The 14,087-nt window shown below is 24.1% G+C and carries 13 protein-coding genes; all 13 read left to right on the top strand.

The window, feature by feature from the left end; all coding sequences use genetic code 4:
- The first annotated feature begins 4 nt into the window (after nt 1-4).
- The 13 genes from X271_RS02635 (at nt 5) to pyk (ending at nt 14,079) form a co-directional block, all read left to right on the top strand.
- Complete coding sequence (locus tag X271_RS02635; RefSeq protein WP_025208922.1) at nt 5-499, top strand: RpiB/LacA/LacB family sugar-phosphate isomerase; 495 nt, start codon at nt 5-7, stop codon at nt 497-499.
- Nucleotides 492-1,481, top strand: coding sequence for an ROK family protein (locus tag X271_RS02630; RefSeq protein ID WP_025208921.1), 990 nt, complete (start codon nt 492-494; stop codon nt 1,479-1,481). The genes X271_RS02635 and X271_RS02630 overlap by 8 nt, the downstream gene beginning before the upstream one ends.
- A 258-nt stretch (nt 1,482-1,739) precedes the next feature.
- Entirely contained in the window at nt 1,740-3,479 is a 1,740-nt protein-coding gene (locus X271_RS02625; protein WP_025208920.1) for a DNA/RNA helicase domain-containing protein, read from the top strand.
- A 156-nt stretch (nt 3,480-3,635) separates the two neighbouring features.
- Nucleotides 3,636-4,109: a hypothetical protein gene (locus X271_RS02620; RefSeq protein ID WP_025208919.1), complete on the top strand. Its 474-nt coding sequence runs from the start codon at nt 3,636-3,638 to the stop codon at nt 4,107-4,109.
- Nucleotides 4,110-4,198: 89 nt separating this feature from the next.
- On the top strand, nt 4,199-5,629 hold the full coding sequence (gltX, locus tag X271_RS02615; protein WP_025208918.1) for a glutamate--tRNA ligase: 1,431 nt from the start codon (nt 4,199-4,201) through the stop codon (nt 5,627-5,629).
- On the top strand, nt 5,610-6,776 hold the full coding sequence (locus tag X271_RS02610) for an HD domain-containing protein (protein WP_025208917.1): 1,167 nt from the start codon (nt 5,610-5,612) through the stop codon (nt 6,774-6,776). The genes gltX and X271_RS02610 overlap by 20 nt, the downstream gene beginning before the upstream one ends.
- Complete coding sequence (argS, locus tag X271_RS02605) at nt 6,776-8,428, top strand: arginine--tRNA ligase (RefSeq protein ID WP_025208916.1); 1,653 nt, start codon at nt 6,776-6,778, stop codon at nt 8,426-8,428. The genes X271_RS02610 and argS overlap by 1 nt, the downstream gene beginning before the upstream one ends.
- 76 nt (nt 8,429-8,504) lie before the next feature.
- The gene (locus tag X271_RS02600) at nt 8,505-8,885 is read left to right on the top strand and encodes a hypothetical protein (RefSeq protein ID WP_025208915.1); all 381 of its coding nucleotides are present in this window, start codon (nt 8,505-8,507) and stop codon (nt 8,883-8,885) included.
- A 73-nt stretch (nt 8,886-8,958) separates the two neighbouring features.
- Nucleotides 8,959-9,822 (top strand): class II fructose-1,6-bisphosphate aldolase, encoded by an 864-nt coding sequence (fba, locus tag X271_RS02595; RefSeq protein ID WP_025208914.1) that lies wholly within the window; start codon nt 8,959-8,961, stop codon nt 9,820-9,822.
- Nucleotides 9,823-9,892: 70 nt separating this feature from the next.
- Entirely contained in the window at nt 9,893-10,102 is a 210-nt protein-coding gene (gene rpmE, locus X271_RS02590) for a 50S ribosomal protein L31 (protein ID WP_025208913.1), read from the top strand.
- A gap of 224 nt (nt 10,103-10,326) precedes the next feature.
- On the top strand, nt 10,327-11,625 hold the full coding sequence (eno, locus tag X271_RS02585; RefSeq protein WP_025208912.1) for a phosphopyruvate hydratase: 1,299 nt from the start codon (nt 10,327-10,329) through the stop codon (nt 11,623-11,625).
- 67 nt (nt 11,626-11,692) lie between these two features.
- Complete coding sequence (locus X271_RS02580) at nt 11,693-12,649, top strand: ATP-dependent 6-phosphofructokinase (protein WP_025208910.1); 957 nt, start codon at nt 11,693-11,695, stop codon at nt 12,647-12,649.
- Nucleotides 12,650-12,669: 20 nt separating this feature from the next.
- The gene (gene pyk, locus X271_RS02575) at nt 12,670-14,079 is read left to right on the top strand and encodes a pyruvate kinase (RefSeq protein ID WP_025208909.1); all 1,410 of its coding nucleotides are present in this window, start codon (nt 12,670-12,672) and stop codon (nt 14,077-14,079) included.
- Nucleotides 14,080-14,087: the final 8 nt, after the last annotated feature.

Genomic DNA, 14,087 nt, shown 5'->3' with positions numbered 1-14,087 from the left:
ATTTATGAAGATAGCATTAGGTTGTGATCATATCGTAACTGATATTAAAGACAAATTAAAAGAAAAATTAACAAAAGATGGACATCAAGTAATTGATGTTGGAACATATGACTTCGTAAGAACGCATTATCCAATTTTTGGACAAAATGCAGCAGAATTAGTTGTAAATAAAAAAGCTGATATAGCTGTAATTATTTGTGGTACAGGAGTTGGAATTTCAAATTCTGCACAAAAAGTAAAAGGAGCAAGAGTTGCTCTTGTAAGGGATTTAACACAAGCAAGATTTGCACGTAAACAATACGATGCAAATATTATTGCTTTTGGTGGCAAAATAACAGGATTAGGGATAATCGAAGAGGCGATTGATATTTTTATTAGAACTAAATTTAGAGGAGATCGTAAAGTTGTTGAATATCTAGATTCAATTGTAAAAGAATATAAAGAAGTTTCTTTTGCAAAAGAATTAAAAGATTGAGATGAAGGAAAATATCATGATTAAGATAAAAGATAAATATAATAAAAAAGATCTTTTACTTGCCGTTGATATTGGTGGGACTTTTATTAAATTAGCTATTATTACTAGATCAGGATTGATGCTTGATCGATGAAAAATAAAAACTAATTTAAGTGATAAAGGAAAATATATTCCAGAAGAAATAACAAAAGAATTTAAAGATAAATTAAAAGGTCCTAAATATGATGGGAAAAAAGCAATTGCAATGGGAATTGGAATTCCCGGTTTTCCTGCACTTGATGGAACTGTTAAGTTTTCCGGAAATATTGGATGAAAAAATTACGATGTAAAAAAAGATCTTAAGAAATGATGAAATGATTTACCAATAGCTGTACATAATGATTGTGATATGGCTGCTCTAGGGGAGAAATTTATTGGAAAAGCACGAGATGTTGATAATTTTGTTTTCCTTACTTTAGGAACTGGTCTTGGGGCTGGTGTTGTAATTAATGGAAAATTATATCAAGGTTCAGGGGGAACGGCTGGTGAAATTGGCCATATTCCAATTCAAGGTTTTAAAACAAGATTTCAATGTACTTGTGGATTACCTGAATGTGCTGAACCACTTTTTTCAGCAACTGGTATTATAAATATTTATAATGATATTAAAAAGAATAATCCTCAAGTAAAATCAATTCTTGATGGTCAAGAAATAAATGGAAAAAAGATTTGAGATGCTGTACGAAAAAAAGATTCATTAGCAGTTAAATCTGCACAAGAATTTTCTGAATATGGAGGAAGAGTTCTTGCTACTATTGCAATGATTCTTAATCCAGAAACAATTATTCTTGGTGGTGGTTTAGCACATGATAATGATACTTTATTAGAATATTTGCAACCAGTATATAAAAGATTTACCCATGATTTTATAAGAGAAACAACAAGAATTGAATTATGTAATGTAGGAAATGATGCAGGATTATACGGAGCTTGTTATTCAGCAATTCTTTTAAAAGATCAAAAATAATTAAATTTAAATTTATTTTATAAAAAAAGGGAACTATACAGTTCCCTTTTTGTTAAAGCAATATGAACAGTTCTGATTAACAATTTTTAAACGTACTTATATTACCTTAAAGTAATTATAATATTTTTAAATATTTAAAAATATTAATAATCAATAATAAAATTAAAAATAAGAACTAATTAATAAAAAGGAGAGAATAATTTTATATTAAACTAATTAAAATATTAATAAATTTAATACTAAATTTATATAAAAATAATGAATTTAAAAGAAATATATTCAGTAGAGCGGGACAATTTATCTATTTTTAATCAAAAAATGAAAATGGAAGAAATATATTTTAGTGACAATGGAATAAATTTAGAAGAAATTGATTCTATTAAAAAGTTTTTAGAAGATATTAATTCTTTTAATGATTTAGAAGAAAAAAAAGAATATTTTTATAAAGAAGTAATGTTATGTTTTAATGATATTTATTTAAATCAAGAATTTGATTTTTTTAAATATGGGGAACATGAAATATTAGATATTGAAATTAAAAATTTTAATAAAGAAAATAAAAAAGAGGTAAAAAAAAAATTAAAATCACAATTAATTAATAAAAATAACCATTTAAAAAAAATATCAAATAAGCAAAATAAAAAATTAATTATTTATGGAATTTTATACAATAAAAATGATAATGAAAATTCTTATTATTTTTTATCTGATGGTAATTTAAAAAAAATTGAAAAAAATAAATTTTTAAAAGAAATTTTAAATTTAGAATCTAATTCGGAAGATAATAAATGATTAAAATATAATTACATCTATTCAAAAATAAATTTATTTGATGATTTTGAAAATTTTAATAATGGGAATTATTTATTAAATGAATCTCAAAAATGTGCAATTTGTAAAATTAAAAATTGAATTAAAGAAAATAAAAAATGAATACTTATAAAAGGAGATCCCGGAACAGGAAAATCTTTGATTCTTCATCATTTAGCAAAAGAAAAGGAATTTAAAAAATCTAAAATTGTTTTTTTGGGTTCAAAATTGTATGATTTTCATGAAAATTGAAATAAAGAAAATTTACCAGAAATTTATCAAGGTAAAGATATTTTAGGATATCCTAAAAAAATATTAAATGAATGAAACCCTAGATATGATTTAATAAATAATATTGAATTTATTTTTATAGATGAATTTCAAAGAATTGAAAAGAAACAATTTGAAAATTTGAAAAAAATGATGAAAAAAAATAAAAATATTAAAATTATTTTATTTTTAAGTGAAAATCAATTGTTAGGAAATAATTCAAATGAAGATATTGATGAAATAATTGAAAATATAAAAAGTTCACTTTCTTTTAAGGATTGCAAATTAAAAAATTCCATAAGAACAAATAAATTATTCCTTCATTTTTGAAATTTATTGAAAATAACAGAAGAAAAATTAGCGAAATTAATAAATGTTAAATCATTTATAAAAGATCAAAATAATATTAAATTTGATTTTGAAGAATTAATTTACTTTTATGAAAATTTAAATTTTTACTTATATAATCCTGGATTTTTAGATAAATATAAACAAAAAGCAGATTCTACATTAATTACATATTTACAAGAGACAAATTTATTAAATGAAGATAAAGTTAATATTGATTTAACTCGTTTAAATCTTGGGAAAGAGTATGAAAGCGTAAACATTATTTTTGATTCAAATATATTTCTTTCAAATGAGTTAAATAAAATTTTCAAAAATTATAAAGATGATGAAATTGATAATAATAGAATCCTTTTTGTAAATAAAGAAAATAATTATTCTGATTTTAAAAAAATTCAAAAGGAAAATATTAAAAATTGAAGAGAAATGTATATCAATATAACAAGAACTTCAAAAAGATTAAATATATATGTTGAAAATAAATTTGTTTTAGAATTTTTATTAAAATACAAAAATATATTTTTTTTAAAATTATTTAATTATAAGACGGAAAAAATTTTTCAAAAATAAATTTATTTATGCAAATAAAATGCAAAATTAAGAAAAATGGGATATTTTTATTTTTATTTTTAAAATATATAAATATAAATTTTCTATTATTTAGTATAAATATAGTATATTTATAATCTTACAAATGTTAATGAACAGAAGATTTTAGAGGTTAACATGAAAAACAGAGAAATGGTAAACGAACTTAATCGAATGGATAACAAAAAAATAAATGAAACTCCTATTTCAGAAGAAAGTTTCGGACCTAAAATGAGAAACGATTTAAGAATTATAGATCGTCTTTTCATTGAAGGTAAAATTAATGATCAAATTGAGAATATTGAAAAGATGATTCATCTTATTGCAGAAATTCTTATTAATAAAAATCAGATAGATTTTCTTTTTGGAATTTATGACCAAAATAAAGATAAAGATTTTAGTGATTATTATAAAAATGAAACTTACGAAAGAATAAGTAAAAAATTATCAAAATTAAAAAATAAGGTAAAAGTTTTTGAAAAAGAAAAAGAAGAACTTGGAAACGAAATTTACGAAGAAAAACTAAATAAATATTTAGGTGAAAAAGTAAGACAAGTTATCACAAAATTAGATCAAAAATATTTACAATCTTATAACATTAAACATCAATAAAGAAAAGTAATTAAAAGCAAAACGAAAGTTTTGCTTTTTTATTATATTAAATTTAAATAGTATAATTATTTTAATTATTTAATATATATATGAAAAAAGAAATAAGAACAAGATATGCTCCTAGTCCTACCGGAAAATTACATTTAGGGGGAGCAAGAACAGCCCTTTTTAATTATTTATATGCTAAAAATCAAAAAGGAAAATTTATTTTAAGAATTGAAGATACTGATCTTAAAAGAAATCAAGAAGAAGGGGCAAAAAATCAATTAGATGGCTTAAAATGATTAGGAATTGCTCCTGATATCTCTTATGAAAAGGAAGATCAATTTGGTCCTTATTTTCAATCTAAAAGATTAAATATTTATCAAAAATATATTGATTATTTATTAGAAAATAAATTAGCTTATAAATGTTATTGTACAAAAGAAGAATTAGAAGAATCAGCAAATAAACAAAGATCTAAAGGAATTAAATTAGTAAAGTATAATCGTAAATGTTATGATAATCCTTCTATTAAAAAAGATATAAAACCAGTAATAAGATTATTTGTAGAAGATAATTTAAAACTTTCTTGAGATGATTTAGTAAGGGGAAAAATTGAAGTTCCTTCTTCTTCGTTTGATGATTTTATTATTGTAAAATCAGATGGAATGCCAACTTATAATTTTGCAAATGTAATAGATGATCATTTAATGCAAATTAGCGATGTTTTTCGCGGAGAAGAACATATTTCAAATACTGCAAAACAATTATATTTATATAAATTATTTAATTGAAACCCACCACGTTTTGCTCATCTTACAATAATTACAAATAAAGATAAGAAAAAATTATCAAAAAGAGATGAGACTGTATTTCAATTTATTGAAAATTATCAAACTCTTGGTTATCTTCCGGAAGCAGTATTTAATTTTCTTAGTTTATTAGGATGATCTCCGCAAACAGAACAAGAAATATTTACAAAAGAACAATTAATTAATATTTTTAATTTAAATGGTTTTTCTCGTGCTCCCTCACAATTTAATCTAGAAAAACTAAAATGAACAAATAATTATTATATTAAAAAATTATCACCTCATAAATTAAAGGAATTTTTAATTCCTTTTATCGATCAAAAAGATCTTTTAATTATTAAGGATAATTTAGATAATATTTTATTACTTTTTCAAGATCAATTACGAGAAGGAAATGAAATAAAAGATTTAATCAAGATTTTTACAATTTTTCCAACTTGAAAAGATTTAGATTATAAATTTAGCAAAAAAGATTTAGATTTAATTAAAGATTTTGCAAATAAGATTAAAATAATTAAATTCAATCATTTAGAAATCGAAAAATTATTAAAAGATTTAAGTATTGAATTTAAAGTAAAAGGAAGAGAATTAATGAGGCCTTTAAGATTAGCAATTACAGGAAATGAAAAAGGACCTAGTCTTATTAAAATAATTGAGATATATGGAGTAAAAAAAATTGAATTAATAATAAAAGGATTTTTTAAAGATGAGATACATAACAGATAATGTTTTAAAAAATATTACATTCGAAGAGCAATTTTTAATAAAGCTTTTTAATACAAAAGAATTTAAAAGATTAGGAAGAATTAATCAATTAGGATTAACAAATTTTTTATTTCCTGGAGCAACTCATACTCGTTTAGCTCACAGCTTGGGTGCTTATCAATTAGCAAAAAAATTCTTGAATAAATTTATTATTCAAGATCAGATTAAAATAGATGAATTAACTTATAAATCAACGCTAGCTGCTGCTTTATTACATGATATCGGACATGGCCCTTTTTCACATTTATTTGAAAAAATTTCTAATATAAATCATGAAAAATATTCATTACTTATCATTAATGATAAGGATAGTGAGATAAATAAAGTATTAAATGAAGAAAATAAAAAATTAGTTGAAAATGTTTCTTTAATTTTAAAAGGGAAATATCATTTAGAATGGGTAAATCAATTAATCTCATCTGAAATAGATGTTGATCGCTTAGATTATTTGTTGAGAGATTCTTATCATGTTGGTCTTGACTATGGGAAAATTGAATATAATTGATTAATACGTAATAGTAAAATAATTGATAATAAATTAGTATTTTTACAAAAAGCAATATCAACAATTGAAGCAATGATACTTGGAAGATATCATATGAATAAAGTTGTTTATAATAGTGCAAAAAATGTTGCTTGTTCAATTCTATTTATTTGATTTTTTAATCGCTTAAAATTTTTATTTAAGCAAAATAAATTAAATTATAATTATCAAAAATTTATTCCTCTTTTTCTCGATCAAAAATTAACAGTAAAACAATTTATTGAATTTGATGATTACGATATTTTTTCTTATATTAAAGAAGCATTAAATGAAAAAGATCCAATTCTTAAAAAAATTGCAAATCATTTAATGTATCAAAAAAGAGCATCAATTGTTGACTTTAATAAAATTACTAATCTATTAGAAGAAGAAGGTTTTACTTGAGAAAAGATTGATCTTAAAACTTCTTTTTATTTTTATCAAGAAAGTAATCATAGTAAAGAAGCTTTAATTTTATTTGATAATAATAAAATTAAAAAATTACGCGATGTTTCAACGGTAGTAAATTTAAAAATTACAGATTATAAAAATTTAGAAACAGAAAAGATAGGTTTAAAAATATAATGAAAGATAAAATAATTCTCTATTTAAAAAAATATCTTGATTTAAATAAATTTTCACATTTTACAGAAAAAATAATTATTTTAAATAGCAAAAGTAAGAATTTTGGTGATTTTAATACAAATCTTGCAATTATCATTGCAAAAAAAAATAATAAAGATCCCTTGATAATTGCAAATGAAATTAAAGAATATCTTTTAAAAGTTTCCCTTTTTAAAGATATTACAATTACTAAACCAGGATTCATTAATTTTTTTATTAATGAAAAAGAAATTATTAAATATGCCCTTTCTTATTTTGATAAAAATTATCATGATAAATTTAATACACTTCAAAAACTAAAGATAAACTATGAATTTGTTTCTGCAAATCCAACAGGATATTTACATCTTGGTCATGCTCGACATGCAATAATCGGGGAAACAACTGTAATGATTTTAAAATATGTTGGTCATGATGTAATAAGAGAATATTATATAAATGATGCAGGAGTACAAATCGATAATCTTGCTCACTCTATTTATAATCACGCTTTAATTAAATTAAATATTAAAAAAAGTGATCAAGATAATTCTCAATATAATGGTTATGAAATAATTGATTATGCTTCTTATCTTGCAAAAAATCATCAAGATTTATTTATAGATAAAAATAAAGAACAAGCAATTATTAAAATTAAAAAATTAGCTGTTGATCATTTTTTAGAAGAAATTAAAAAGGATTTAAAAGCTTTAAATGTTGCTAATTATGATATTTTTACTTCTGATAAAAAATTAATTGAAGATAAAAAAGTTGATAAAATTTTAGCTAAATTTCAAAAAAGCAAATATTATTATAAAAAAGATGATGCAATTTGAATTAAAACATCGGCCTTTGGTGATCCAAAAGACAGAGTTTTAATTAAAAAAGATCTTACTTATACTTATATGGTTGCTGATTTTGCAAATCATGTTAAAAAATATCAAGGTGGATATGATTTAATGATTGATCTTTGAGGAGCAGATCATCATGGATATGAAGCAAGAATTAAAGCAGGATTAGAGATATTAGGATATGATTCTAATAAATTAAAAATTGATTATATTACCCTTGTTAAATTATTAGAAAATGGTCAAGAATTTAAAATGTCCAAACGAAAAGGAACAGCAATAAGAATTCGTGAAATCTTAGATCTTATTGATGTTCCTGCTTTTAAATTTTCAATTCTTGCAAAAGCAAAATCACAAATGCATTCAATTGATATTGCAAAAGTAAATAAAAAAGATATAAATAATAATATTTATTGATATATTCAATATGCAAATTCAAGAATTAATCAATTACTAAATAAAGTAGAAGCAAAAACTATTGCTAATTTAAAATTAAAAAATGATTATTTTTATTTAGGAAAAGAGCAAGCTGAACAAAATCTTTTATTAAAAATTATTGCTTTTGCAGACCAAATATTACAAGCAGCAAATAATCGTGAACCACTAATTCTTATTAATTATTTAAAAGAATTAGCACAAGCATTTCATGCTTATTATAATAGTTGCAAAATAATTAATAAAAATAAAGAAATAGAAGAAGAAAGATTACTTTTAATAATTAGTTTAAAAAATTTATTTGAACGTATTTTTAATATATTAAAAATAGAACCTATCAAAAAAATGTAGATTAATTAGATTTATCTAATATAATATTTTTATTATATAAAAAATACAGATTATTAAGTTTCAAGGAGATATTAATATGTTGAATGTAGATTTAGCAATAGACTTTATTACAAAAACTGGAAAGAAAAAATTTAGTGAAGTTTGAGATCATGTAAAAGATGATCTGTTTTTAGAGATTAAAACTATCAAAAAAGAAGCAAATATCAAATCAGACTTTTTCATATCAATGATGAATGATGAAAGACTAATTATGATAGGTGATGATACTTGAGATTTAAAAGGAAAATATTCTCTTTCAGAGATTGAAGATATTAATATTAAAGTCTTTGGAAATCAAATCGAAAAAGAAGATAGTGAAGAATTATTAAAAGATAATGATCTTACTCTTGATGAGGATGAAGAAGAAGAAATTGATACTCCTTCAATTTATCAAGAAATCGAAGAAGAAGAAAATTAATTTTAAGTACAAAATTATTTATCTATATACTTAAAAATAAGAAGCTTAATAAATATAAACAAAAGGAAATACTATGTTATCAAATGCCAAAAAAATTCTAAATGATGCAAAAAAAGGTAAATATGCTGTTGGTCAATACAATATCAATAATTTAGAATGAGCAAAAGCTGTTCTTGAAGTTTCGCAAGAAAAAAAAGCTCCAGTAATTTTAGGAACATCAGAAGGTGCTGTAAAATATATGGGTGGTTTTAATGCAATAGTCGGAATGGTAGAAGGTTTAATGAAAGATCTAAAAATTACTGTTCCTGTTGTTTTACATTTAGATCATGGGCAATCTGTTGAAAATTGTAAAAAAGCAATGGATGCTGGATATAAATCTGTAATGTTTGATGGATCAGAATTAGAAATTAATGAAAATGTAAAAAGAACACAAGAAGTTGTAAATTATGCTAATAAACACAATGCTTCAGTAGAAGCAGAAGTTGGAACTGTTGGTGGAACAGAAGATGGTATTGTTGGTGGTATAAATTATGCTTCGCTTGAAGAATGTGAAAGAATCACTACTACTGGAATTACAATGCTAGCTGCTTCTTTAGGTTCAGTACATGGACATTATCAGGGAACACCTAAACTTGGTTTCAAAGAAATGTCTAAATATGCAAAAGCAACTAATTTACCTTTAGTATTACATGGTGGAAGTGGAATTCCTAATGATCAAATCAAAAAAGCAATTGGTTGTGGCGAAGCTAAGATTAATGTAAATACAGAAATTCAAGAAGCTTTTGCAAAAGGAATTCGTAAATATATTGAAGAAAAACTTGATCAAAAAGGAACTGGATATGATCCAAGAAAAATAATTGGAACATATGCATATAAATATATGAAAGAAACAGTTTCTGAAAAAATCAAATTATTTGGAACAGCAAATAAAGCTTAATAGTATATCTAAATTTTGATAAAAATTGTTATACTTTTAAAACTTAATAAGAAGAAAAAGGAGAATTGCTATGAAAGAAAATTTTCATCCAACGTATCATACAATTTTAGTAAAATGTGCTACATGTGGAACAGAATTTAAAGTTAATTCAACAAAAGAAGAATTACATATTGATGTTTGTTCAAAATGTCACCCTTTTTATACAGGTAAAATGGGAGCTAATACAAAAGCTGGAAGAATTGACAAATTCAACAAAAGAGCTCTACAGCAAAAAAAATAATTTCCTAATTCTTTTTAAATAAAATAATAAAACTTCTTGTTCAAAAACAAGGGTTTTTTTATTTTATTTAATATTAATTTTCCTAAATTTCTTACGTTTTTTTATTTCAATTTGTTTATAATTTTTTTATATATATACAAAAGTATATATAGTTTGATTTTTTAATTAAACTGACACTTAAAGTATTTTTTAATAAAATCTTAAACAAGGAGATATATAATTTTATGTCAAAAATTAAAAAAATTTATGCCCGTCAAGTAATTGACTCACGTGGTAATCCAACTGTAGAAGTTGAAATATGAACTAAGAAAAAAAATATTGCTCGTGCAATTGTTCCTTCAGGAGCATCAACAGGAACACGAGAAGCATTAGAATTACGTGATGGTGGTATAGAATGAGATGGAAAAGGAGTTTCAAAAGCAGTTGCTAATGTTAATCGAATTATCGCTCCCGAACTTATCGGAATGAGAGTCGAAAATCAACGCGAAATCGATTACAAGATGCTTAAATTAGATGGTACTGAAAATAAATCTAAATTAGGAGCAAATGCAATTCTTGGAGTTTCAATGGCGGTCGCAAAAGCTGCTGCAAAAGATCTTCAAATTCCTTTATGAAAACATTTTAATTCAATGAGCGAAACAAGTGAAGTTTCTCTTCCTGTTCCAATGCTTAATGTTTTAAATGGTGGAGCTCATTCTGATAATAATGTAGATTTTCAAGAATATATGATTTTTCCATTGGGTGCACCAACATTTCAAGAAGCAATTCGTTGATCTAGTGAAATCTTTCATTCATTAGCAAAATTACTAAAAAAAGCAGGATACAATACTGGAAAAGGTGATGAAGGTGGTTTTGCACCTGACATGAAATCAAATGAAGAACCTTTAAAATTTATTGTAAATGCAATTAAAGATGCTGGATATAAAGCTGGAAAAGATGTTTTTATTGCTTTAGATCCTGCTTCATCAGAATTTTATAATGCAAAAACAAAAAAATATGAATTAAAAGGTGAAAAAAAATCATATACTTCTGAAAAAATGATTGATTATTATCTTCAACTTGTTAAAAAATATCCAATTGTTTCAATCGAAGATGGGATGGCAGAACAAGATTGAGATGGATTTAAATTACTTACAGATAAATTAGGAAAAAAAGTTCAAAATGTTGGTGATGATATTTTTGTTACAAACAAAAAAATCCTAAAAGAAGGAATTGATAAAAAAATAGGAAATTCAATTCTTATTAAAGTAAATCAAATTGGAACAATTACAGAAACAATTGAGACAATTGAACTTGCAAGAAGAAATGATTATACTACGATTGTAAGTCACCGTTCAGGAGAAACGGAAGATACAACAATTGCTGATTTTGCTGTTGGTTTAAATTCAAAACAAATTAAAACAGGATCAATGTCTCGTTCAGAAAGAATTGCAAAATATAATCAATTATTAAGAATTTCTGAAAAAGTACAGAAATTTAATGGTAAAAATGCTTTAAATGTTGAGTTTAAAGGTAAAAAATAGATTTTTTTAAAAAGAAAGTGGATAATTTTTCGCTTTCTTTTTACTTTAAATATGAAAAGGAAAAATAATGATTAAGAAAATCGCTATTTTAACATCAGGGGGCGATTGTCCTGGAATGAATGTAGCTTTAAAAGCAGTTGTAAATTCTGCAATAAATAATAATATTGAACCCTATGTTGTTTTCGAAGGTTATAAAGGACTTTATGAAAATAATTTTGAAAAGATAAGTAAAGAAGAAGTTAAGTTTATTGATCGTAAGGGTGGAACAGTAATTTATTCTGCAAGATTTCCCCAATTTGCGGATTTAGATATTCGCAAAAAAGCGGTAGAAAACTTAAAAGCAGAAGGAATAGAAGCACTTGTTTGTATAGGGGGAGATGGAACTTATAAAGGTGCAGCAAGACTTACAGAAATGGGAATTAAAACAATTGGTCTTCCGGGAACAATTGATAATGATATTTCATCTACAGATTTTACAATTGGTTTTAATACAGCACTTGAAACAATTACAAATGCAATTGATAATTTAAGAGATACATCAGAATCACATAATCGAATTAATGTTGTTGAAACTATGGGTCATGGTTGCGGTGATCTTGCAATTAATGCTGCAATTATTACAGGAGCAGAAGTTCTTTCAGTTCCTGAAAGAAAATTGACAACAAAACAAATGATTGATAAATTATTAGCAAGTGATTCTAAACGTTCAAAAATTGTTCTTGTCTCTGAACTTATGTATGATGATTTAAATAAAATAGCAGAAGAAATTGAAAGAGCAACTAAACAAGAAACAAAAGTTACAATATTAGGACATATTCAAAGAGGAGGACGAGCAAACGCAATTGAAAGACTACTTACAATTAGAATGGCTAATTATGCTGTTAAAATGCTTATTAAAGGAAAAACAGGAGTTGCCGTAAATATTGTAAACAATAAATTTCAAACAAAACCAATTCTTGATATAGTAAAAATGGAAAGACCTTCAAAACAAAAAATATTAAGTGAGTATGACGAAATCGTATAACAAGAAAGCACAAAAAATTTATGAAATTAAATAATACTTTTATCAAAAAAACAAAAATAATTGCAACAGCAGGACCGACATTTGAAACAGAAGAATTGATGGAGAAAATGTTTAAAAATGGTGTTAATGTTGTTCGTTTAAATATTTCTCATGGTGATCAAGAAGAACACGGAAAAAGAATTAAAGCAATTAAAAATGTAAGAGCAAAATTAGATCTACCGATTTCTATTCTTTTGGATACAAAAGGACCAGAAATTAGAATTCATCAAATCGAAGGTGGAAAAATTAAAGTAAAAAGAAATGAATTATTAAAAATTTATTGTAAAGAAGAAATTATTGGAAAAGATAATAAATTTTCTGTTACTTATGGAGATCTTGCTAATACAGTAAGAATTGGTCAATTAATTATGGTAGATGATGGAAAACTTTCTCTTATTGTAAAAAATATTGATCAAGAAAATGGAATAGTAACAGTAAAAGCAGAAAATAATCACTTTATTGGAACAAAAAAAGCTGTAAATATTCCTGGTGCTGATCTTACTCTTCCTTTTTTAAATAAACATGATAAAGATTTTATCAAATGAGGGATTAAAGAAGGAATTGATTATGTTGCTGCTTCTTTTGTTCGTAATCAAAAAGATTTAATTGATTTAAGAAAATTTTTAGATCAAAATGATGGACAAGAAGTTCTTATTATGTCTAAAATTGAAGCATTAAAAGCAATTGAAAATTTAAATGAAATTATCAATCATTCTGATGCAATTATGCTAGCAAGAGGAGATTTGGGTGTTGAAATTCCTTATTATGAAGTTCCTTTCTATGAAAAACTTGTAATTGAAAAATGTAGAGCATGAGGAAAACCAATTGTAATAGCAACACAAATGCTAGATTCAATGATGGAAAATCCAAGACCTACAAGAGCAGAAGTTACTGATATTTATTATGCAGCAATTTCAGGAACTGATGCTACAATGCTTTCGGGAGAATCAGCATCAGGGGATTTTCCTTTAGAATCAGTAGAAACAATGTCTCGAATTGATTTAGAAGCAGAGAAAAATTATAATTATTTAGATTCTTATGAAAAAGCATATGCTTATGTTGATTCATCTAATGCAGAAACAGCATATCTTGTAGCAAAAAAGGCTCTCACAAATGATGCAAAATATATTGCTGTATTTTCAGAAAAAGGAAGAATGATTAATGCTCTTTCAAGATTTCGTGCTAATGCAATTATTTTAGGTTTTATAAAAGATAAAAATAAAGTAAATAAATTTGGTTCAACTTATGGTGTATATGCACAACATCATTTAAATCTATCAGATTATAATGATGATAAAAAAGTAAGAAAATTATTAATTGATGCAGGAATTAAGAAAAATACAAAAGTTTTATTAGCTACAAAAAGAGAATTCCGTAAAATAACAGTTTAATTAAATAT

The sequence above is a fragment of the Candidatus Hepatoplasma crinochetorum Av genome (assembly GCF_000582535.1).
GTDB lineage: Bacteria > Bacillota_I > Bacilli_A > Mycoplasmatales > Hepatoplasmataceae > Hepatoplasma > Hepatoplasma crinochetorum.
Note: the sequence above shows the minus strand (reverse complement) of the source record. Positions and strands in the feature narration are given on the sequence as shown.